Annotated in this window: 20 protein-coding genes; 12 read left to right on the forward strand and 8 right to left on the reverse strand. The window is 64.7% G+C overall.

The annotated features are described in order from the left end of the window. Window positions 1-86: 86 nt before the first annotated feature. Both RCF13_RS10540 and RCF13_RS10545 read right to left on the reverse strand, forming a co-directional pair. Window positions 87-1,181, reverse strand: a complete 1,095-nt coding sequence (locus RCF13_RS10540; RefSeq protein WP_005415027.1) for a dipeptide epimerase — start codon at window positions 1,179-1,181, stop codon at window positions 87-89. After that, window positions 1,178-2,617, reverse strand: coding sequence for an SH3 domain-containing protein (locus RCF13_RS10545; RefSeq protein ID WP_134968566.1), 1,440 nt, complete (start codon window positions 2,615-2,617; stop codon window positions 1,178-1,180). The genes RCF13_RS10540 and RCF13_RS10545 overlap by 4 nt, the downstream gene beginning before the upstream one ends. A gap of 132 nt (window positions 2,618-2,749) precedes the next feature. On the opposite strand from RCF13_RS10545, the gene RCF13_RS10550 reads away from it, so the two are divergent. The 9 genes from RCF13_RS10550 to RCF13_RS10590 all read left to right on the forward strand — a co-directional run bounded on the left by RCF13_RS10550 (window position 2,750) and on the right by RCF13_RS10590 (window position 13,655). Then, entirely contained in the window at window positions 2,750-4,219 is a 1,470-nt protein-coding gene (locus tag RCF13_RS10550) for a transglutaminase-like domain-containing protein (protein ID WP_308141136.1), read from the forward strand. Window positions 4,220-4,270: 51 nt separating this feature from the next. After that, entirely contained in the window at window positions 4,271-7,294 is a 3,024-nt protein-coding gene (locus RCF13_RS10555) for a TonB-dependent receptor (protein WP_134968568.1), read from the forward strand. 56 nt (window positions 7,295-7,350) lie between these two features. Continuing rightward, entirely contained in the window at window positions 7,351-8,904 is a 1,554-nt protein-coding gene (locus tag RCF13_RS10560) for a serine hydrolase domain-containing protein (RefSeq protein ID WP_134968569.1), read from the forward strand. After that, window positions 8,837-9,550, forward strand: a complete 714-nt coding sequence (locus RCF13_RS10565) for a M15 family metallopeptidase (RefSeq protein WP_229298504.1) — start codon at window positions 8,837-8,839, stop codon at window positions 9,548-9,550. The genes RCF13_RS10560 and RCF13_RS10565 overlap by 68 nt, the downstream gene beginning before the upstream one ends. A 209-nt stretch (window positions 9,551-9,759) precedes the next feature. Next, the gene (locus RCF13_RS10570; protein WP_049413267.1) at window positions 9,760-10,131 is read left to right on the forward strand and encodes a hypothetical protein; all 372 of its coding nucleotides are present in this window, start codon (window positions 9,760-9,762) and stop codon (window positions 10,129-10,131) included. Between the two features lie 231 nt (window positions 10,132-10,362). Continuing rightward, window positions 10,363-10,779, forward strand: a complete 417-nt coding sequence (locus RCF13_RS10575; RefSeq protein WP_019662197.1) for an EF-hand domain-containing protein — start codon at window positions 10,363-10,365, stop codon at window positions 10,777-10,779. An 84-nt stretch (window positions 10,780-10,863) separates the two neighbouring features. Beyond that, window positions 10,864-11,613, forward strand: a complete 750-nt coding sequence (locus RCF13_RS10580) for an HAD family hydrolase (protein ID WP_061478563.1) — start codon at window positions 10,864-10,866, stop codon at window positions 11,611-11,613. Between the two features lie 31 nt (window positions 11,614-11,644). Further along, window positions 11,645-12,133 (forward strand): hypothetical protein, encoded by a 489-nt coding sequence (locus tag RCF13_RS10585; protein WP_061478564.1) that lies wholly within the window; start codon window positions 11,645-11,647, stop codon window positions 12,131-12,133. Between the two features lie 160 nt (window positions 12,134-12,293). Then, entirely contained in the window at window positions 12,294-13,655 is a 1,362-nt protein-coding gene (locus RCF13_RS10590; protein ID WP_134968570.1) for a VOC family protein, read from the forward strand. Between the two features lie 134 nt (window positions 13,656-13,789). Here the strand turns inward: RCF13_RS10590 and RCF13_RS10595 are convergent, their stop codons facing one another. Further along, window positions 13,790-15,304, reverse strand: a complete 1,515-nt coding sequence (locus RCF13_RS10595) for an acetyl-CoA hydrolase/transferase family protein (RefSeq protein WP_061478566.1) — start codon at window positions 15,302-15,304, stop codon at window positions 13,790-13,792. Window positions 15,305-15,690: 386 nt separating this feature from the next. On the opposite strand from RCF13_RS10595, the gene glnE reads away from it, so the two are divergent. After that, window positions 15,691-18,486 (forward strand): bifunctional [glutamate--ammonia ligase]-adenylyl-L-tyrosine phosphorylase/[glutamate--ammonia-ligase] adenylyltransferase, encoded by a 2,796-nt coding sequence (gene glnE / locus RCF13_RS10600; protein ID WP_154350123.1) that lies wholly within the window; start codon window positions 15,691-15,693, stop codon window positions 18,484-18,486. A 211-nt stretch (window positions 18,487-18,697) separates the two neighbouring features. On the opposite strand, the gene RCF13_RS10605 is transcribed toward glnE, so the two are convergent. The 5 genes from RCF13_RS10605 to RCF13_RS10625 form a co-directional block, all read right to left on the reverse strand. Further along, a complete protein-coding gene (locus RCF13_RS10605; protein WP_005415040.1) occupies window positions 18,698-19,258 on the reverse strand; it encodes a queuosine precursor transporter in 561 nt (186 codons plus the stop codon). 76 nt (window positions 19,259-19,334) lie between these two features. Next, window positions 19,335-19,847: a hypothetical protein gene (locus RCF13_RS10610; protein WP_111201278.1), complete on the reverse strand. Its 513-nt coding sequence runs from the start codon at window positions 19,845-19,847 to the stop codon at window positions 19,335-19,337. Window positions 19,848-19,879: 32 nt separating this feature from the next. Continuing rightward, window positions 19,880-20,383, reverse strand: a complete 504-nt coding sequence (locus tag RCF13_RS10615; RefSeq protein WP_134969361.1) for a hypothetical protein — start codon at window positions 20,381-20,383, stop codon at window positions 19,880-19,882. 19 nt (window positions 20,384-20,402) lie between these two features. Continuing rightward, window positions 20,403-21,254 (reverse strand): DUF2145 domain-containing protein, encoded by an 852-nt coding sequence (locus RCF13_RS10620; protein WP_061478570.1) that lies wholly within the window; start codon window positions 21,252-21,254, stop codon window positions 20,403-20,405. Between the two features lie 48 nt (window positions 21,255-21,302). Next, window positions 21,303-21,533 carry a hypothetical protein gene (locus RCF13_RS10625; protein WP_005415044.1) on the reverse strand — a complete coding sequence of 77 codons (231 nt, stop codon included), beginning with the start codon at window positions 21,531-21,533 and terminating at the stop codon, window positions 21,303-21,305. A 41-nt stretch (window positions 21,534-21,574) separates the two neighbouring features. Between RCF13_RS10625 and RCF13_RS10630 the strand changes: the two genes are divergently transcribed. Beyond that, window positions 21,575-21,853, forward strand: coding sequence for a hypothetical protein (locus RCF13_RS10630; RefSeq protein ID WP_308141137.1), 279 nt, complete (start codon window positions 21,575-21,577; stop codon window positions 21,851-21,853). A gap of 174 nt (window positions 21,854-22,027) precedes the next feature. Further along, window positions 22,028-22,953: FAD-dependent oxidoreductase (locus RCF13_RS10635; protein WP_308141138.1), on the forward strand; the 926-nt coding region annotated here is incomplete at its 3' end.

Genomic DNA, 22,953 nt, shown 5'->3' on the forward strand with positions numbered 1-22,953 from the left:
TCTTTTGGTTACTTTTCTTTTCGCGAAAAGAAAAGTAACGCCCGAACCAAAGTCGGTTTTACGCCAGGCCAGCCGCAAGGCAGGGGTCACCCCAGCATCTCCAGCCCACGCACTTCAGTAATACCCAGCCCCGGCACGTCGCTGATGCTGATCTCCGATTCGTTGAAATGCACACCACCGCTGACCGGGTCGAACTGGCCCAGCGAGGGGCCGTCCAGATCAACCTTGGTGATCACATCGCTCTTGGCCACGGCCAGGTGCACAGCCGCAGCCACGCTGATGCTCGATTCGATCATGCAGCCGATCATGCACGGCACGCCGTAGATGCCGGCGATGTCGGCGATGCGGATCGCGTTGGACAGGCCACCGGTCTTCATCAGCTTGATGTTGATGATGTCGGCCGCGCGCTGCTGGATCAGGTCCATCACCTGGCTGGGGCTGAACACGCTTTCGTCGGCCATCACCGGCGTGTTGACGCGGTCGGTGACGTACTTCAGGCCGCTGATGTCGGCGGCCTTCACCGGCTGCTCCAGCAGCTCCAGTACCACGCCGGCTTCCTCCAGCGTGCGCATTGCATGCACCGCCTGCTTGGCGGTCCAGCCCTGGTTGGCGTCCAGGCGCAGCAGGGCGCGGCCTTCCACGGCGGCATGGATCGCCTTGACCCGTTCGATGTCCAGTCCGATGTCCTTGCCAACCTTGATCTTCAGCGACTCGAAGCCGCGTTCGATCGCCGACAGCGAATCGGCCACCATCTTGTCGATGTAGTCCACGCTGATGGTGATGTCGGTGGTGATCACCGGGTCGCCGCCACCGAGCATCTGGTACAGCGGGGCACCGTGCAGCTGCGCCCACAGGTCGTACAGCGCGATCTCCACCGCGGCCTTGGCGCTGGTGTTGCGCTCCATCGCGGTCTGCACCAGCGTGCACAGGTGGTTGAGGTTGACCACGTCCTGGCCGATCAGGCGCGGGGCGATGAAGTGGCGGATCGCTTCGATGATCGAGCCGTGCGTATCGCCGGTGATCACTGCGGTGGCCGGGGCTTCACCATAGCCGGTGTTGCCGCTGTCGGTGCGGATCAGCACCACCACGTCTTCCACGGTCTCCACCGTGCGCAGCGCGGTCTTGAACGGTGTCTTCAACGGCACGCGCAGCATGCCCAGTTCGATGGCGGTGATCTTCATTCAGGAGTCTTGGCCCGCAGGCGCTGGATGTTGGTGATTCGGTCGATGTAGCGGACGGTGTCGCTGGCCATCATCGGCTCCAGCGGCGTGACCGAAACACCATTGAGATGGGCCTGCACGCGTTTGCCGTCGGTACCGAACCAGCTGCCGCCTGCCGTATCGTGGATGACCCAGGTGCGGCCGTCGACGTGGCCGATGGCCATCATCACATGACCGGGAATGTAGACCAGGTCGCCCACCTGCAGGCGGGTGACGGCACGGTCGCGCACCGTCTTGCCGTCCTTGCCGTTGAACGGCAGGCGATCCAGCGCCGGACTGACCGCCTGCGCGCTGGTATTGCGTGGCAGCAGCACGCCGAAGCTGCGGTAGATCTCGGAGACGAAACCGCTGCAGTCGCGGGTGTCGTAGTCGTGACCCCAGCCGTAGCGCTCGCCCAGGAACTTGAAGGCCTGCTGCAGCAGCAGGCGCGGGGTCAGCGGCAGGTAATCGGCGGCGGTGTCCTGCGAGCGCGGCAGCAGCGCCGGCACCAGCTTCAATCGACCATCGGCTTCGCGTACCGGCAACTGCACCACCCACGAGGCGTGGGCCTGCTGGCCGTTCACCGGCTCTGACGCGGGCCAGTCGGCCAGCACCGGCAGGCGCACGCCCATGTCCAGCTGCAGGCGCGAGACGCGCGGCTCCTCCGGGGTATAGGCGGTCTGTGCGGTGGCACCGGTGACGATCCGGTACGGTCCCTTCGCGCCGTAGCCGAGCACCGTGGCCTTGTCGCCGCGGGCAATGGCGTCGGCTTCGATCCACGCGCTGTAGCGCTCGCTGTGCACGAACAGCCAGCGGCCGTCGGCACTGCGATGGACCACGGCGACCTTGTCACCGGGGAACAGTGCCGATTCCTGGAAGCGGTCGATGTCAGTGTCACCGACGCTGCTGAAGACGCGCTCGCGGGTGGGGAAGGTGCGCAGCGCGGCACGCTTCACCACCAGCCCATACTGCGCTGCCACCTGTGTGGGAATCGCATCGAGGCCGAGGTTGGCTTCGATCGCGCTGCGCAGCGCGGGTGCGATCGCCTGGCCCTTGTCGTTGTAGAGGGCGCGGGTGGGCCAGCTCGACAGCGCGGCGATGCTGGCACGCACCGCCGCCGCATCAAGCTGGGCGGGCAGTGCGGCGATGTCCTGGATGTGGCTGTCCTGCGCCCGCATCCGCGCGTTCTGTGCTTCGATCTGCGCGCGATCCAGAATCGGCGCATCGGCGTTGTCCAGGCGCGCGGCCCAGTACTGCGGGGTCAGATAGGCCTCGTGCAGGCCGATCACATAGGGCAGCGGCGCACCCGGGTCGGGCGGTGGGGCCGCCTGTGCAAAGGCCGGAGCGGCCAGCAGGCACAGGGCCAGGGTCAAGCGGCGCGGCCAATGCCGGCGCCGTTCGCGGAAAGCCAGGCTCATGCGGTGCACACCCTCCTCGAATGCCTGTTGGAATATTTATTCCTTTTGGCTACGAAAGCAAGAATAAATTATTGACCGACATCCCGGCCCGTGTTACACAGCCGTTACCACCCGCGCTGGGGAAGTGTCGCTGTGGATCCTGCCGTTCGCAAACCGCGTCTGACTGCCGCCGGCCTGTGTGCCGTGCTGCTGCTGTGGGCGTCTGCAACGCAGGCGACGGATGGGCATAGCAGCCAGCAGCAGGCGCGCCAGACGCAGGTGATCGACCTGATCGACAGCGGCCGTTTCCGCGACGCCGACGCGCTGCTGGCCACTACACCCGCCGCCACTGACGAAGCGTTCCAGCGCGAGCGCATGCGCCGCATCCGCCTGGATTTCGCCCTCGACGAAAACGCCGCCAAGGACGCCGTACGGCGCGGCATTCCCGATCTGACCGACGAGGAATTTGCGCGCTGGGACCAACTCGGCCTGATCGAGCATCTCGATATCGATGGCGAGCGTTGGTACTTCAAGCGCGCACCCTCGAACCTGTTCCTGCTCAGCGACGAAGCACGCGCGCGTCGCCGCGCGGATGCACCGATGCCGCCTCCGGGCCCCAACGAAGTGCTCAATGCCCACCACGCAGGCGTGGTTGCTGCGGTCGAACAGAGTGGCCAGGCGTCGGTTCTGCCGCAGCGCTATGAATTCACCCAGTCGCTCACGGTGAAAGCCGATGTGGTGCCCGCCGGTGAAACGATCCGCGCGTGGATTCCGTACCCGCGCGAGATCCCCGGCCAGCAGGAGCAGGTGCAGTGGCTGGGCAGCGCGCCCGGTAAGGCACGCGTGGCGCCAGCCAGCACCCTGCAGCGCACCGCTTATCTGGAAGCCAAAGCTGTGGCCGGGCAGCCGACCCGCTTCGAGATCCGCTACGCGGTGACGATCTTCGCGCGGCATACCGCGATCGATCCCGCCAAGGTGCAGGCCACACCGAACGATCCCGCATTGAAGCCCTACCTGGCCGAGCAGCTGCCGCATGTGCGTTTCACTCCCGCGCTGAAGCTGTTCTCCGACCAGGTGCTGCAGGGTGAAACGCGCCCGTATGAAGTGGTGCGGAAGCTGTTTGCTACGGTCGACCGCATTCCCTGGGCTGGTGCGCGCGAGTACTCCACGATCAGCAACATCAGCGATTACGCGCTGCGGGCCGGCCATGCCGACTGCGGGCAGCAGACCCTGCTGCTGATCGCGCTGCTGCGCCTGAACGGTATTCCTGCACGCTGGCAGTCGGGCATGGTGTTCTCCGGCGACGGCAGCGGCTACAACAACCTGCATGACTGGGGGCAGGTCTACCTGGCGCCGTATGGCTGGTTGCCGATGGACGTGACCACCGGCGCACTGGCCAGTGATGTGCCGGCTCTCCGTGACTTCTACCTGGGTGGCCTCGACGGCTACCGCATCGCCTTCAACGACGATTTCGGCCAGCCCTTCGTGCCGGCCAAGCAGCACTTCCGCTCGGAAACGGTCGACTCGCAGCGCGGCGAGGCCGAGTGGGCAGGCGGCAACCTGTACTTCGACCAATGGAGCTACGACTTCCAGTGGCGGGTACTGCCAGCCAGGCAACGCTAGCGCGACACATCGCATTCCACACCATTCAATTCTTGCAGGAGAGAGCAGGGGATGAAGGCTTACAGCATCAAGCGGGCGGCGTTGTGCGTCGCCCTTGGGGCGTGTCTGGGCGTAGTGCTGCCCGGCATCGCGATGGCACAGAACGTGAGCGGCGCAGTTGCCGGCCGTGCAACCGCGGGTGACCAGGTGACCGTGGTCAGCAACAGTACGGGTCTGACTCGTACCGTCACCGTCGGCGCCGACGGCAGCTACCGCCTCGGCCAGCTGCCGGTAGGCGACTACCAGCTGCAGCTCAGCCGAGATGGCCAGAAGCTGGGCGATCAGGTTGCTGTCAGTGTGGCGGTAGGCGGTACCACCACGGTCAACCTGGCCAGTGGCGGCGGCGTCACCAATCTTGATGCCCTGCAGGTGGTCGGCACCCGAGTGGTCAACCGCGTGGACGTCTACTCCACCGAGACATCCTTCAACATCAACCGTCAGGAAATCTCGCGGTTGCCGGTGGCGCAGGACCTGTCTGCGGTCGCGCTGATGGCGCCGGGCGTGGTCGGCGGCAACTCGTCATTCGGCGGCCTGTCGTTCGCCGGTTCATCGGTGGCCGAGAATGCGGTCTTCATCAACGGCCTGAATGTCACCGACATGTACACCCGTCGCGGCTTCAGCACCGCGCCGTTCGCCTTCTTCAAGGAATTCCAGGTCAAGACGGGTGGCTACTCGGTCGAGTTCGGTCGCTCCACCGGTGGCGTGATCAATGCCGTGACCCGTTCGGGCAGCAACGAATTCGAGGGCGGCGTCGAAGTCACCGCCGAGCCCAGTGCATGGCGCGCCAGTGGCGGCGACCACTTCCATCGTGATGGAACCCCGCATTCGTATGGCAGCCGCGACAACAACTCGTTCCTGAAGACCAACGTCTGGGGCTCGGGGCCGATCGTCAAGGACAAGCTGTTCCTGTTCGCGATGTACGAAGACCGCAACGACAAGGGACACAACACCTCGTCCGACGGCAGCACTTGGTTCAAGAATGATTCCGGCAACGGCTTCTGGGGCACCAAGCTGGACTGGAACATCAACGACAATCACAGCCTGGCGCTGCTGGCGTTCTCCGACGAGGGAGACGTCACCAATGCCTCCTATGGGTACAACTGGAACGCAGACGAGCTCGGTGCATGGGGCGGTGATTCGGTCACCGAGACGGGGGGACGCAACTGGTCGGCGACCTATACCGGCCACTTCGGGCAGAACTTCACCGCGCGCGCCATGGTCGGCCAGAACAACCAGCGTGCCTTCACCAATTCATCGCTGGATCAGGCCTGCAGCCCCGTGTTCACCGACAGTACCTACGGCCCGCGCCTGAGCAAGCTGCAGGGCCTGCGCGCAGGCTGCCACCCCACGGGCACGGCAGTGGCCGAGCGTGACGATACTCGTGACGTGGCGCGACTGGACTTCGAATGGCAGCTGGGTGACCACCTGCTGCGCTTCGGTGTCGACCGTGAGCTGATGACCACAAAGCAGTCCACCCGCTACCCCGGCCCGACGGAACTGAGCTACACCGCCTACGTGGCGCGACCCGGCGATGAAGTCTGGGACGGTGCCAATGCCTACGTACCGGCTGGCGTTACCGAAATGCTGCGTGCGCGCAACCGCAAATCGGGCGGCACGTTCGAGACTGAAGCCAATGCCTTCTACGTGGAGGACATCTGGAACATCACGCCGAACCTGATGCTCAACCTCGGCGTGCGCTGGGACCGTTTCGAAAACCGCACCGCCGCCGGCAAGGCGTTCATCAAGATGGATGACCTGATCGCACCCCGTGTCGGCTTCTCGTGGGACATGCGTGGTGATGGCAGCACCAAGCTGTTCGGCAACGCCGGCCGCTACTACCTTCCGGTTACCAACAACATCAACGTGAATTTCGCCGGTGGCCTCACTGACGAATACAGCTACTACGTGCTCAACGGCTGGGAGCGGAAAACCTCGCCGACAGGCTCACCGTACATGGCACCGATCGTCGGCCAGCAGATCGGCCCGACCGACACCCGCATGAACACCGGCGGTGCCGATCTGCGCCAGAGTGTGGATCGCGACCTCAAGGCGGTCTACCAGGACGAGTACATCCTGGGCTTCCAGAACATGATCAACCAGGCATGGTCGTGGGGCGTCAACGCCACCTATCGACGGATGACCCGTGCGCTGGACGACATCCGCATCAATTACACCCCGTGCGGCCCGACCCCGAGCACGCTGTGGCCGATCGCCAACCCGGGCGAGAGCCTGACGATCTGGGGTGACAAGAGCATCGGCTGCGCCAACGAGGGCTGGATCACCATCGATACCGCCAACAGCGGTTATCGCAAGGGTGGCAGCGGCGAGGTGATCGGTTACTCCAAGCCCAAGCGCACCTACAAGGCACTGGAGTTCCAGATCGACCGTGCATGGGACGAGAAGTGGATGTTCAACGCGTCCTACCTGTGGTCGAAGAGCGAGGGCAATTTCGAAGGCCCTGTGAATTCCGATACCAACTACGGCGACACGGGCATGGTTCAGTTCTGGGACCATCCGGCCACCAACGAGCGCTATGGCGTGCTGTTCAACGACTTCCGCCACCAGTTCAAGCTGCGTGCCGCTTACGCGCTGAACAAGCAATGGTCGTTCGGAACCACACTGCAGGTGCAGTCCGGTGGTCCGATCACGGCCTACGGCGTGATGTGGCCAAACGATTCCATCGCCGGTGGCAGTACCTCCAGCGAAGGTAGCGGCGGTGGCACCGGCTGGCTGTGCGTGGCCAACTGTTCCGGCCCGTACAACCAGCGGCAGTTCGAGTACAGCCCACGCGGTGCGTTCGGTCGCCTGCCGTGGACCTGGACCATGGGCGCCAATGTGACCTGGCGTTTGCCGGTGGAAGGCATCGACCTCAGTGCACGGCTGTCGGTGTACAACCTGTTCAACAACCAGAAGACCATCAACGTGCATCAGCGCTATGAAGCGCAGCCCGGCCAGTACCGCGAGGCGACGTTCGGCACCGGGACGCGCTGGCAGGCCCCGCGCTACACCCAGCTGGTGGTGACCTGGAACTTCTGAGGCCACGATCCGCGCCGTCCACCGGTGACGGCGCGGGCAATGGAGGGGCTGCGCGCATGTACCACCTGCTGATCGTCGCGGCGGCACTGGCCGCACCGTCCGCTTCGGCGACCGACATCGCCTCCCTCGATGCCGACGTCGCCGCCGTGGTCCAGCACGAGCACCTGCCCGGGCTGGCCATGGCGGTGGTCGAGCAGGGGCGTGTGGTGTACCAGCATGCCGAGGGCGCGCGCGGCGACGGCGGCCGCATCGACCAGGACACGCTGTTCAAGATCGCCTCCAACAGCAAGGCGATGACCGCCGCGCTGCTGGCGCGGCTGGTGCAGCAGGGCAAGCTGCACTGGGATGATCCGGTGCAGCGGCACTTGCCCAACTTCCGCATGCACGATGCGTGGGTGGGCGAGCAGATGCAGGTGCGCGACCTGTTGATCCACAACAGCGGCCTGGGCCTGGGCGCCGGTGATCTGATGCTGTGGCCGGAGCCGAACACGTTCACCCGCGCCGACATCATTGCCGGGCTGGCGCACCTGAAGCCGGTCAGTAGTTTTCGCAGCCACTACGCCTACGACAACCTGATGTATGTGGTGGCAGGTGAAGTGGCGGCGGCGGCGGGTGGCAAGCCGTATGACCAGCTGATGCGCGAGCAGGTGTTCGAGCCACTGGGCATGACCCGCTGCCAGGTGGGGGCGTGGTCGGTGAAGCGGGTGGGCAACGTGGCGCAGCCACACGCTTGGCATGGCGACTACAATGCGGTGGTGAACGCCGATGGTGCGATCAGCCCGGATCTACCGTCGATGGCCGCCGGCGGCATCCGCTGTTCGCTGCGCGACATGACGCGCTGGATGCAGGTGCTGCTGGATCCTGCTGTGGTGCCGGAATGGCTGGGAAGCGAGCAGCGGCGCACGCTGTGGACCCTGCACATGCCGATGCCACTGGGCGAGCGCCAGCGGCGCTGGGACAACGCGCATTTCTACGGTTATGGGTATGGCTGGCGCGTGTCGGACATGGACGGGCAGTGGAAGGTGGCGCACACCGGCACGCTGTCGGGCATGTATTCGTCGCTGGCGCTGCTGCCCGACCGCAGGGCGGGCGTGGTGATGCTGATCAACGGTGAAGGCGAGGATGCGCGCACCGCATTGATGCAGGCCGCGCTGAAGCGCTTCACCGCCCCCGATGAGGCGCGTCCGGCACTGGCGTACCTGGCCGAACTGAAGGCGGACCAGGCCGCTCGTGCGGCAACCGGGCATCAGCGACCTGTGACTTCATCTGCGCAGCGACTCGCGGCTTCCGATCTGCCGCGCTGGCAGGGCCGCTACACCGATCCGTGGCTGGGGCCGGCCTCGCTTTGCCCGGGCAAGGACGGCCTGCGCTTCAGCGTGGACAAGTCGCCCCGGCTGCAGGGGGCTGTGCTGCAGCTGCAGGGGCGCTGGCTGCTGCGCTGGGATACGCTGGGCGAAGACGCGCAGGCGTGGCTGCAGCCGGGTGAGGGCCTGGCACCGACACTGGACCTGCGCGCCATCGATCCGGACATCGACTTCAGCTATGACTTCCAGGACCTGCATTTCACTCGTACTGGCGATTGCCCTGGCAGCGACCACCCGCGCCGCTGAGCCACCGCGCGTTTCACCGGCCACCGACGCGGCCAGCGCCGGGCTGGTGGAGATCCGTACGTTGTCGCCGCGCATCGACCTGGATATCCGCTATGCGGGTGCCAACAACTTCACCGGCGCGCGCGTGCCCGGCTACGAGGCGCCTTCGTGCTACCTGCTGGCGCCGGTGGCGAAGGCGCTGGCCCAGGTGGAGCAGGACCTGCGCGCCGATGGCCTCGGCCTGCGCGTCTACGACTGCTACCGGCCGGTGCGTTCGGTGCAGGCCTTCATGGCCTGGGTGAACGATCCGCGCGAGCTCTCGCGCAAGGCACAGCAGTATCCGGACCTGGACAAGCCACGCCTGCTGGCTGACGGCTACATCGCCGAGCGCTCCGGCCACAGCCGCGGTGCCACGGTGGATCTGGGCCTGCTGGATTGCCGCAGCGGTGCATGTGCGCCGTTGGACATGGGCACTGACTTCGACTTCTTCGGGCCGCGTGCGCATACGCAGACGAGCGGGCTGAGTGAGACGCAGCAGGCGAACCGGCGGCAACTGGTGCAGGCAATGGCACGGCGTGGTTTCGTGAACTATCCGCAGGAGTGGTGGCACTACACGTTCCAGCCGGAACCGGATCCCGGTACCGCGTACGACGTTCCGGTACGGTAGGGGTATCGGCAGGGCACCGCCCAGCCTCTGACAGTTTCCCGCGCGGTCCGTTGTAGGGCCGAGCCCATGCTCGGCTGCTCTTTGTTCAATCGTCGAATTATTCGATCTCGATGGAGACTCATCCACGCATGGCGTGGATCTACTGTGGCTGCCGATTGGGTCCGAAGCAGATCCCTTACACTGGCCGCCTCTTCATCCCTGCCCACCCGATGAACCTTCCCCTGCACTTCGGCCTGCTCGGCACCCTGGAAGCGGGCGCCATCGCCCTGCTGGTCGGCCTGCTCGTGTACCTCCTGTGGTCGCAGCTGTGCCGCCTGCTGCGGTGGTCGATGGGGCACGCGATCGGCTGGTCCTGCGTCATCGCCGTGATCATCGCCGCCGGCATCGATGCGTGGAAGCTGTTCTACATGGGCATCGTGCGGCTGGAATCGCCGCTGTACGCGCGCATCTTCCTCGCCACCATCCACGATCCGAACGAACTCGGCAGCCGTGTCGTTCTGGAAATCGCCGGTGCGCTCGCCGGTGTTGCTCTTGCATGGGTGTTGTTCAGTTCGCGGTCATCGGAAAAAACCGTCGACTGACGCAGGTTTTTCGTTGCCTGCCGGTTAAATGCAGAGGCGCTGAATGCGCATCTTATGAGCCACTCACTTCACCCTAACCACCGCGCTAACGCATGCGTGGAGGCGAGTGGTTAATCGCCTGTGTGCGGGCCGGTCGCGGCGCAAAATCGATTCAGAAACGCGGTGGCAGGGTAGTGCCGTGCGGAATCAACACGCCGCGCAACACCACCCAATCGGTAGGAGACACCCCTGATGACTATTCGCAACCGCAAGCCCCTGATCGCCCTGATCGTCGCCGCCGGCAGCGTGCTGGCCATCCCGGCGATGGCCCAGTCGGCCAAGCAGCAGGCCGCGCAGGCGCAGAACGAGGCCGCTCAGGCCCAGCAGGCGGCTGCACAGGCCGGCCAGGCCGCCGACCAGGCGACCAATGCGGCCGCAGCGGCATCGGCACAGGCCAATGGCGGTGGCCAGACCTGGGCCAGCATCGATACCGATGGCAACGGCACCATCAGCAAGACCGAGGCGCAGGTGAACGCCGGCCTGGCCCAGGTGTTCGACCAGGCCGATACCAACAAGGACGGCGAGCTGAGCGCCGATGAGTACAAGGCCTACGTGGCCGCCCAGCAGGCCGGTGCGGGTGGCGCAGCGCAGGGTGCGCAGGGCAGGTAAGACCTGCGTCGGGGCGTATGGGAACCCGGGCGGCTTCGGCCGCCCGGGTTTTTTTCGCCACCATGGCCCCTGTATCCTTGCGCGATGAACACCCCCACGCCTGCGCCGTCGCGCGCCATCGGCCTGGTCGGTTTTGACGGTGACGATACGCTGTGGAAGAGCGAGGACTACTACCGCAAGGCCGAGCAGGATTACCTTGACCTGCTGTCGCGCTATGTCGACGTGCATGACACCCAGACCGCCCGCCACCTGCTGGAAGTGCAGCAGCGCCACCTGGGCACCTTCGGCTACGGCGTCAAGAGCATGACCCTGTCGATGATCGAAGCGGCCATCGACATCACCGGCCAGCGCATCGAGGCCAAGGACATCCAGCGCATTCTGGAGATCGGCCACGACACCCTGCGCCACCCGGTCGAGCTGATCGATGGTGTACGCGAAGCGGTGGCGGCCATCGCCGAGCACTACCCGGTGGTGCTGATCACCAAGGGCGACCTGTTCCACCAGGAAGCGAAGATCAAGGTCGCCAACCTGGGCGAGCTGTTCCCGCGCATCGAGATCGTTTCCGAGAAGGACCCGGAGACCTACGCCCGCGTGCTGGCCGAATTCGACCTGCCGATGGAGCGCTTCGTGATGGTCGGCAACTCGCTGCGCTCGGACATCGAGCCGGTGGTGACGCTGGGTGGCTGGGGCGTGCATACCCCGTACGCAGTGACCTGGGCCCACGAGACCCAGCATGGCGTGGCCGACGACGAACCGCGCATGGTCACTGCCGATACCGCCCACGACTGGCCGGCCGCACTGGCGGCGATCGAGGCCAAGGCCGCTGCGGCCTGACAGGGCCCGTCGGCTGCGGCAGAATCGGGGCATGAACCACCGATTGCGCGCGCTGATGTTGTCCCTGCTGCTGGCGCCGGCCACCGTGCTGGCCCAGCAGACGGCTGAGCGTTCGGCCACCTATGAAGTGGACACCGGCGACAGCTGGGTCGATGCCCAGCTGCAGGACATCAACCACTACGCCGAACGCTACCCCGACGCCTTCCTCGACGAAGTGTCGCGCTATGCCGACGTGCCGCGCGGCTACATCAGCGCGCTGTTCACCACCCACGGCTGGCAGGCCGGAGACATCTATTTCGCCTGCTTCTGGGCCAAGGCCAGTGGCCAGACCTGCCGCGACAGCGTGCGTGCCTTCAGCCAGGACCCGGAGGGCGGCTGGGAGGCGGTGGTCAAGCGCATGCCCACCAAGCCGGACAATCTGCACTACCGGGCTGTGCGCCATGCCATCGTGGCCAGCTACCAGCACTGGGACCGGCCGATCACCCTGGATGCCACGCTGAAGCGCCAGTTGAAGCGGTAATGCCGGCCGCTGGCCGGCAATTGCATCCTTTCCAGGCATCCGGGGTTGCCTGCCAGCGGCCGGCACTACCCGGTCATGTTGCTCTGCGTATCGCCGCCGCCGCGCGCTCCGGCGACAATACGGGTCCGAGCTGTTCCCCGTTCCCGTAATCGAGTGACTGATGAGCGCCTCTTTCGTTTCGCCTGATGTGATCCGCCGCCTGTTCGCGCAGGCCATGTCCCGCATGTACCGCACCGAAGTGCCGCTGTACGGCACGCTGGTGGAACTGGTGGAGCGGATCAACGCGCAGGTGCTTGCCCAGGACCCGGCGCTGGCCGCGCAGCTGCAGCGCAACGACGAGCGTGCGCGGCTGGATGAAGAGCGTCATGGCGCGATCCGCGTCGGTACCGTGCAGGAACTGGCCACGCTGCGCCGCCTGTTCGCGGTGATGGGCATGTACCCGGTCGGCTACTACGACCTGTCGGTGGCCGGCGTGCCGGTGCACTCCACCGCGTTCCGCCCGCTGACCGGCGCGGCGCTGGCGCAGAATCCGTTCCGCGTGTTCACCTCGCTGCTGCGCCTGGAGCTGATCGAAGACGAAGCCCTGCGTGCCGAGTCGGCGAAGATCCTCGCACGCCGCCGCATCTTCACCGACGGCGCGCTGGCGCTGATCGACCAGGCCGAGCGCGACGGTGGGCTGTCGCAGGCCGATGCCGAGCGCTTCGTCGATGAAGCACTGGAAACCTTCCGCTGGCACGGCGATGCCACGGTCGATCTGCCGACCTACCAGGCACTGCACAACGCGCACCGCCTGGTGGCTGACGTGGTCAGTTTCCGCGGCCCGCACATCAACCACCTGACCCCGCGCACGCTGGACATCGACGCTGCACAGGTGGCAATGATCGAGCACGGCATGGCGGCCAAGGCGGTGATTGAAGGCCCGCCGCGTCGTGCCTGCCCGATCCTGCTGCGCCAGACCAGCTTCAAAGCGCTGGAAGAGGCCGTGCACTTCCCGGATGCCGAAGGGGGTGATGCCGGCACCCATACCGCGCGCTTCGGCGAGATCGAACAACGCGGCCTGGCGCTGACCCCGAAGGGCCGCGCGCTGTACGACCAGCTGTTGTCGCAGGCCCGCGACGCCGGTGGCGAAGGCAGCACCGGCGGCGACTACGGCCAGCGCCTGCAGGCGGTGTTCGCCAGCTTCCCGGATGACCATGACACCCTGCGCCAGGAAGGCCTGGGGTATTACCGCTACCAGCTGACCGACGCCGGCCGCGCCGCGCCGGAGCGCGTGGCCGATCTGCCCGCTGAAGTGCTGGTAGCCGCCGGCCTGGCCACGGCCGACCCGATCGTCTACGAGGATTTCCTGCCTGTCAGTGCCGCGGGCATCTTCCAGTCGAACCTGGGCGGCGAAGAACAGCGCGCCTATGCCGCGCATGCCAACCGTGAGGCCTTCGAGCAGGCCTTGGGCGTGGCGGTGAACGACGAGTTCGAGATCTACGAGCGGCTGCAGGCCGAATCGCTGGCGGCGCTGCGCGGGTAAACCGCTTGCCGTGGAGCCGAGCGTGGGCTCGGCTCTACAGGGATTCTGCGGAGCGGCCCCTTTGTAGAGCCGAGCCATGCTCGGCTGCACAGGGAAGGAGAGTCGAGCATGGCTCGACTCTACAGACGCGGGCCTCAGCCCTTCATCGTGCCGGTATCCAGCCAGCGCTGGTGCCACGACAACGCTTCCGGCAGCAGGTGCGGGGTGTGCTTGCCGTAGCTCTCACGGCTGGCACGGTCGAAGTAATCCTGCAGCTGCGGGCGGAAGTCCGGGTGGGCGCAGTTGTCGATCAGCACCTGCGCGCGCTTGCGCGGGGTCAGGCCGCGCAGATCGGCCAGGCCCTGTTCGGTCACGATCACCGACACGTCGTGCTCGGTGTGGTCGACATGGCTGGCCATCGGCACGATCGCCGAGATGGTGCCGTTCTTGGCGGTGGAGGGGCTCAGGAACGCCGACAGGAAACCGTTGCGGGCAAAGTCACCGGAACCGCCGATGCCGTTCATGATCCGCGTGCCCATCACGTGCGTCGAATTGACGTTGCCGTAGATGTCCACCTCGATCATGCCGTTCATGCCGATGCAGCCCAGGCGGCGCACCAGTTCCGGGTGGTTGGAGATTTCCTGCGTGCGCATGATGATGCGCTCGCGGTAGAAATCGATGTTCTCCTTGAACGTCTCGTTGGCCTGCGGGCTCAGCGCGAAGCCGGTGCACGAGGCGTAGCTCAGCACGCCGTCGCGCAGCAGGTCGAGCATGCCGTCCTGGATCACTTCGGTGAACGCGGTCAGGTCGCGGAAACCACTCTTGGCCAGGCCGGCCAGCACGGCGTTGGGGATGTTGCCCACGCCCGACTGCAACGGCAGCAGGCTCGGCGGCAGGCGACCCTTCTTCACCTCGTGCTTGAGGAACTCGATCAGGTGCGAAGCGATCTGCTCGCTGGTCGCGTCGATCGGGCTGAACGGGCTGTTGCGGTCCGGGCCGTTGGTACGCACCACGGCCACGATCTTGTCCGGGTCGCAGCGCAGCGCGGTATCGCCGATGCGGTCGTTGGCGTTCACCAGCGGAATCGGCTTGCGATGCGGCGGCAGCGCGGTGCCGTAGTAGATGTCATGCATGCCGTCGACGCCGGCCGGCTGCCATTCGTTGACCTCGACGATCACCTTCCTGGCCAGGTCCAGCCAGGTCTTGTTGTTGCCGACCGAGGTGGAGGGCACCAGCGAACCATCTTCACGGATGGCCGAGACTTCGATGACGGCGGTATCGATCTCGCCATAGAAGCCGAACCACACGTGCTGGGCGACGTGGCTGAGGTGGATGTCGATGTAATCCAGCTTGCCTTCGTTGATGCGGTTGCGCGCATCCGGGTCGCTCTGGAACGGCATGCGCATGGCGATGCCATCGGCCTTGGCCAGCGCGCCATCGAGTTCCGGCGCGGTCGAGGCGCCGGTCATCAGCTTGATCTGGAAGGGATTGCCCTGGGCATGCACCGCTTCGATGCGGCGGGCCAGTTCGACGGGAACGGCCTTGGGATACCCGGAGCCGGTAAAGCCGCTCATGGCCACGGTTTCACCGGGCTGGATCAGCGCGGCTGCGGCCTCGGCGGAGACCACGCGGTCACGGAGACGCGCGTTGGCGATGCGATCAACAGACATGACGACAGTGTTTCTGGGGGGAATCCCGATTATCGGCCATCCTCATCCGTACGGGGGGTTCTACCTTTGTGGAATGGCTTTTCCCCCAGGGGCTCACCCATACCCACCGGTTCTGTTTTGCAGTGCAGCGTGCAAAGTGCTTTCGCAGCCCGCACGATGGCCCTGCATCCCGACGTGGGGGAGGGAGCAGAGCCCGCTGGCAGTTCGCTGCAAGCGGGCTTTTTTATTGCCTGTCGCCCAGTATGAATACGCGGCTCCCGGTATCGGTAGTGCCACCCGGCGGCCGGCAACCCCCAGTAACCTTCGGCAGGATCATCGGATTTGCTGGCCAGCGGCCGGCACTACCGGGTCCGTTGCGCCCCAGCCGGGTCGATACAATCAGACCCATGACCCTCGCCCCCGCTGACCTGCCCGCCGCCCTGCAGCCTCTTGTCGACCGCGCGCTGGCGCGCCTGGCCCAGGTCCTGCCCGAGCCCATCCCGACCGATCTGCTGCCGCTGCTGAGCCGGTTGGCGGTGACCAGCGACTTCGCGCTGGACACCCTGGTGCGGCAACCGGCCCTGCTGGCGCAGCTGGCCGCGCCCGGCTGCCCGCCGATCCCGCCCCCGGTGCTCGATCCGCTGCAGCCCAGCGACTGGCCGGCGCAGATCCGGCGCTGGCGTACTGCCATGTCGACGCGGCTGATCTGGCGCGACCTGACCGGTCTGGACGACGTGGCACAGACCCTGGCTGGCGCCACCACCCTGGCCGAGGACTGCCTGCGGCTGGCGCTGGACGCGCTGCAGCAGGAATTCGCCCAGCGGCACGGTGTGGTCCGCGATGGCGAAGGCGCCGCGCAGCAGCTGGTGGTGTTCGGCCTCGGCAAGCTCGGCGGCGGCGAGCTCAACTTCAGTTCCGATATCGACCTGGTCTACGCCTATCCGCACGGCGGCGAATCCGACGGCCCGCGCGCGCTGGCCGCCGAGGAGTATTTCGCCCGCCTCGGCCAGCGCCTGGCCAAGCTGCTGGACGAAACCACCGTCGATGGCTTCAGCCACCGCGTCGACCTGCGCCTGCGGCCGTTCGGCAGCGCCGGCCGCGTCGCGCTGTCGTTCGCGGCGATGGATCAGTACTTCCAGCGCGAAGGCCGCGACTGGGAGCGCTATGCGTGGCTGAAGGCGCGCTCGGTGGCCGGTGATATCGAGGCCGGCGAAGCGTGGCTGCAGACCCTGCGCCCGTTCGTGTACCGCCGCTACCTGGATTTCACTGCGCTCGATGGCCTGCGCGAGATGAAGGCGGCGATCACCGCCGAAGTCGCGCGCCGCGAGTTGCACGAAGACATCAAGCGCGGCGCCGGTGGCATCCGCGAGATCGAGTTCCTGTGCCAGGCGCTGCAGCTGATCCGCGGTGGCCGCGAACCTGCGCTGCGCGAGCGCCGCCTGCTGGTGGCGCTGGACGCGCTGGTGGCTGCGGGGCAGATCGCGCCCGAGGACGGCAGTGCGCTGCGCGAGGCCTACCTGTTCCTGCGCCGGCTGGAGAACCGCCTGCAGATGCTGCGCGATGCGCAGACCCACGTGCTGCCCAGCGATGCACTGGACCGGCAGCGCATCGCCGTCGGCCTCGGCTACCCGGACTGGGACGTGTTGCGCGCGGCGCTGGCCGAACAGCAGCAGCGGGTCAGTACCGAATTCGCGGCGCTGCTGGCACCGCGCAAGGGCCAGGCCGCGCCCGACGCGCTGGCCAACTACTGGCGTAGCCTCCCCGAGGGCAGCAACACACCGCTGCTGGCTGAAGCCGGTTTCCTCGATGCCAACGGCGCCGACCAGTCATTGCGTGATTTCGCGCAGGGCACCGGCGTGAAGTCATTGTCCGATGCCGCGCGTGCGCGGCTGGATCGCGTACTGCCCGCGTTGCTGCATGCGGCCACGCGTTCGCCGCAACCCGACGCCGCGCTCAGGCGCGTGCTTGGCCTGCTGCAGGCGGTGCTGCGCCGGACCAGCTATCTCGCGCTGCTGGACGAACAACCGAGCGCGTTGGCGCGGCTGGTGGATGTGCTGGCGCGCAGCGCGCTGCTGGCTGAGCGGCTGGCCGCGTACCCGCTGCTGCTGGACGAACTGCTGGACGTGCGCGTGTCCGGGCCGATGCCCGATGCGGCCGGCATGCTGGCCGAGTGCCAGCAGGTGCTGGCGGTGGAAGACCCCGAATCCGCACTGCGCTGGCTCAATGAGACGCGGCTGGCGCTCAGCTTCCGCATGGCGATGGCCACGCTGGATGGCCGCCAGGGTGCGGTGGACAGCACGCGGCAACTGGCCGAGCTGGCGCAGGCGGTGGTCACCACCGTGCTGGCGATGGCCGAGGCGGACATGCGCGCCGCGCACGGCGGGATTCCCGGTGGACGTTTCGCGATCATCGGCTACGGCAGCCTCGGCGGGCTTGAGCTGGGCTTCGGTTCCGACCTGGACCTGGTGTTCCTGCACGACAATCCGGCTGGCGTGGAGGCCAGCGACGGCGCACGTCCGCTGGAACCGGGGCGCTGGTATGCACGACTGGCACAGAAGGTGATGGCGCTGCTTGGTGCGGTCACCGCCGCCGGGCGCCTGTACGACATCGACGTGCGCCTGCGCCCGGACGGTGGCAAGGGTTCGCTGGTGTCTTCGTTGGCCAGCTACACCGAATACCAGCGCGAACGCGCGTGGACCTGGGAACACCAGGCCCTGGTGCGCGCACGCGGTGTGGCCGGTGATGCCAGCCTGCTGGCCGATTTCGAACAGGTGCGTGCACAGACGCTCGGGCGTGAGCGAGATCCGGCCACGCTGTATGCCGACGTGTTGAAGATGCGTGGCCGCATGCGCACTGAACTGGACCGCAGCGATGCCGCGCGGCTGGACCTGAAACAGGGTGCCGGTGGCGTGGTGGACCTGGAGTTCCTGCTGCAGACAGGCGTGCTGGCGCTTAGTGCGCAGCATCCCGCGCTGCTGCAGCCGCGCGATACACCGTCGCTGATCGATGCGTTGGCGGTTGCCGGTTTCCTGCCGGAAGACACTGCGCAAGCACTGCATGGCGCGCATGCCACGCTGCTGGATGTCGGCCTGGCCTGCACGCTGGACCGGCGCCCGCGACTGGCACCGACCACGCCCGCGATTGAAGACGCGTGTGCCGCGATTACGGCAGCGTGCAGAGCGGCAGAGCTGCCGTTCGCCTGAGTGCCGGATGGCGGAGGACTGCAGTTGGTAGATGCCAACCTTGGTTGGCATGAATGCCAAGCGCCAACCAAGGTTGGCGACTACCGGATCAATGGCCCTGCGATGGCCCGCTCCTGGTAGGTGCCGACCGTTGGTCGGCACAATCTGTCGGCAGCGATGAGTTCTGCAGGGCGTGCCGACCAACGGTCGGCACCTACCAGAGCATGCGCGGTCAGCTGGTCGCGCGCAGCGGCGCCATCTTCCACAGCAGCGCGCGGAACGGGGCCAGCAGGCAGACGCCGATCGCCAGCTTCACCGCCAGGTCCCCGGCCGCCCAGCTCACCCACGGCAGGGTGGAACCGGCAAACGCGATCGACCAGAAAATGGTGGTATCCACCGTCGCACTGCAGGTCGTGGCCACCATCGGTGCGCGCCACCAGCTGCCACGGCGCAGGCGGTCGAACACGGTGATGTCCAGCAACTGCGCCACGATGAAGGCCGAGCACGAGGCAACGGCGATGCGCGGCGTGGCCACCCAGATCGACAACAGCACCGCCACCGCGAAGCCGATCCACGCTACGCGGCGCGCCGGGCCCGGGCCGAAGCGGCGGTTGATCAGGTTGCTGACCAGGAACGCGACCGGATAACTGAAGGCCCCCCAGGTCAGCCAGTCGTTGATCGGGTACTGCACCAGCACGTTGGACAGCAGCACCACCGCGCCCATCGCCAATACCGCCAGCACCAGGGCGCGGGCGGTCAGCGGGGCAAACACAGGGGCAGGACGCACGGACATCGCGAGCCAGGGGGGACAAAGGGGATCGCCCATTATCCGCCCGGCCCGCGGCAAAGCCAAAACCGCTTGTTCAGCTTTACAGCGCTTCGCTCATCACATCGCCCGCGGCATAGGCGGTGGGGACGTAAGCCAGGGCCTGGCCCTGTGCGCTCTTCACGGTCCAGCCGGCACCGGCCTCGGTGGGGGCGAAATGCACCTGCTGGCCGACCACGAAGGCCGCCGTCTGGTCTTCATGCACGCGCGCCGGCCAGCGCAGGGTGGCGGTTTGATCGGCCTTGTCGGGCACCTGCAGCTGCACCTGGCGCTCGCCCGCCGCCGTGGTCTCCACCTTTTTCACTTCCATCGGTGGCAGCGGCACCGCCTTGGTGCGGGCAACCCTGCCATTGCGTTCGCTGGCCTTGAACGGCGCCTTGGACAGTTCGGACAGGCCCGCCGACGCAGCGAGCGGCACCGAGACCACGATCAGCGAGGTGATCAGCACGCTGGCTTCGCTGCTGTTCAACTGCGGCGCGGCGCCGGCATGGACGGTGGGCACCAGCAGCGCGGAGAGCAGCAGGGCAGAAGCGGGAACGCGCAGGCAACGGAACATGGAGACCTCCTGGTCAGCGTGGGGACGGCGGCTCAGCGCCGGGTATCGAAGATATTGCGCGGGCCGGTGGCCTCGGGCAGGTATTCCAGCGGGCGGCCCTGGTTGTCCTTCAGCTGCCAGCCCTGGTCGTTGCCGGTCGGCTCGAAATTCACGGTCTGGCCTACGGTGAACTGCACGGCCGGGTCGCCGATGCCGCGCGGATACTGCATCGAGGCGGTGTTCTGCGGATCGTTGGCATCACGCAGCAGCACTTCGCGGCGGCCATCGACGGTGGTGGCGATGGCACTCACCTCCATCTGCGGCAGCTTGATCTGCTGCGGGCGGGCCAGCGGCCGGCCGGCGTCGGCCGCGTCCTGGGCTTCCTTCGCTGCTGCGGCGCGGGCCGAGGCCACCATCTGCGTGGACATTTCCAGGCTCGGTCCCTGCGGGCCCGGGTCATGGATGATCACGATGCGGCGTTCGGCGTGGGCGGCCGTCGACCAGGCCAGGCCGGTGACGATCACCATCGACAACACAGAGGCAAGCAGCGGACGCATGTCGTTCTCCTAGCGGAATTCAGGGGGCGGCGGCAGTGGCACCGGCCACCGGCACGTGGGGGATCACCAGTTCCTGCTGCAGCTGGCTGCGCTGGTGCAGGAAGTCGAACACCGATTCCACCGTCACCACCGAATAGTTGCCGGAGATGCGTTCGCCGGCCGGATGGTCGGTGGTGGTGGCGTTGGCCACGAACAGGCGCGCACCCACGCGCTTGCCGAGGCCGATATGCAGCACGCTGGGCTGGTACTTCTGCTGGCGCAGCCACTGCTGTGCCTGTTCGCGCTTGACGATGGCCGGCGCGCCTTCGGCCTGCGCCATCGCCGCCGCCAGCACTTCCAGCACCCACTGGTTGGAGTTCTGGTAGTCGGTGGCGAACGGGTAGGCGACCACGTTGTACTTCGCTTCGTGCAGCGCCTTGGGCTGGATCGAGGGCGGCACCAGCATCGCGCGAAGCGCCGCACGCAACGGCGCCGACGGCACGCCGATGCGCAGGTCGGTATGGCCGCCGCTCTCGCCGACGAAGTTGCCCAGGCCCTCGTGGTACAGCTGCGAGCGGTCGGTCTTGCAGCGGTTGAGCAGGTGCATCGCGCGCCAGCGGCCGTCGTCCTCGCGCAGCAGGAACGCCAGGTGGCTGTGGCGCAGGCCGTAGCGGCTCAGGTCCTGGCCACCGCGCGCGGCCACCGCCACGTCCACCTCGGGCAGCGCGTCCAGGCGTTCGGCGGTGGTCCAGGCCACATCCAGCATCGCCGCCTGCGAGGCCACGCTCGGGTAGCGCTCGCGGCAGGCGGTGCTGTCGGCCCAGGCCGGTGCGGTCGCCAGCAGGCTGGCGATCAGCAGCGCGGCGCGGCGCAGGCGGGAAAAACGATCCATGTCGGTACCTTCAACGGCGGGCAGGCCCGCGCGCCGATCATACGCTGCTCAGCGCAGCGGGCGATCGACGCCCTTGCGCTGGAGTTCCCTGTCGCAGGCATCGCTGATCGGCGCGATCGGCAGCGGCGGGCGCTCGCCCGTCTTCGGATCGCGCAGCGCCGGCTGTTCGCGGTACGCGTCCAGCTGCTGCTGGCATTGATAGGAGATCGGGTCCAGCTCGGTGGGCGCGGTCGAACACGCGGCGAGCAGGGCCAGGGGCAGCAGGAGCAGGGTACGCATGAAGGCATTCGGTCCGATGGGGGACACCGGACTCTAACGATATGGGTGGATTGAAATGTTCAGAAATCGCCTCTATTTATAAACACGTTACAAAAGATTACCCACCAACGTTCATCACAGATGGAAATACTGCATCATTTGAAGATCAAGCTAAAGCATTAGCTTCTACTTTACAAAATAAAGGAGTACCTGTAGATACACTTTTCTTTGATAAAAATATCTCTGGCGAGTTAGCGCATGAATTTCAATTTAAAATGAACACGCCAGCAGGTCAAGAAGCTTTTAACCAAGTTCTTAAATTTCTAAATGAAAATAAATAATATATCTACTATTAACTTTTTATAAGCTTAGTTTAATACCAAATATGAGCGGACAAAAATATTGTACTAATAATCTAATGGTAGCAAGATAATTTTGATAAGAAGTATATAGTAAGAATGATTTGGAGATACAGATGGGGATATAACTATTTTATTTAGGATGGTGCACTTAAAATGGATTTACAGAAAGGGAAATTATATTGGAACACAACTTTTTCTAATACACCTTCTTACCCCCGTTTGGAAGAAGATATAAAATGTGACGTACTCATAATAGGAGCAGGAAGTTCGGGTGCTCAATCCGCATACTATTTGAGTGAATCAGATTTAAATATTGTTATCGTTGATAAAAGAAAGGTAGGACATGGAAGTAACCTTACAAATACAGCACTTATTCAATATTTAGGTGATAAGATGTTTTTTGAACTTGTAAATACATTTGGAGAAGAGTATGCAGTTAAGCATATGAAATTATGTGAACAAGCTATTAATGATATTGAATATGCTGATCAAAACTTGCCTTATTGCTCTGACTTTAAACGACGGGACAGTTTATATTATGCAAGTTATGAAGAGGATATAAAGAAATTAGAAAAGGAACTGTATTATTTACATAAGCATGATTTTAAAGCGGCTTGGTTATCAGAAAAACAAATTGGACAGAGATATCCATTTAAAAAACGTGCAGCTATTTATACGTATAATGATGGTGAAATAAACCCTTATAAATTTACACATAGTTTATTAGAACAAGCCTCTAATAAAGGAGTTCACATTTATGAAGATACAGAGATTGTTGGCAAAAAGTTAGAGAAAGAATGTGCTATCTTTTATACAAAGGGAGGCAATTCTATTACTGCCGATAAAGTAATTGTGGCTGCAGGATATGAAGGATTGGAATTTAAAAAGGAAAAGAACGCTACACTGATTAGCTCATATGCAATTGTTACTAATCCTGTAGAAGATTTATCTTCTTGGTATAAACGTACTCTCATTTGGGAAACTGCGAGACCATATATTTATATGAGAACTACTGCAGATAACAGGATTATTATAGGTGGGTTAGATGAAGATACAAACATTGCTCAAGAAAGAGATTC

Origin of the sequence: Stenotrophomonas maltophilia group sp. RNC7, assembly GCF_030910085.1 — a bacterium.
In the GTDB taxonomy this organism is placed as follows: domain Bacteria; phylum Pseudomonadota; class Gammaproteobacteria; order Xanthomonadales; family Xanthomonadaceae; genus Stenotrophomonas; species Stenotrophomonas sepilia.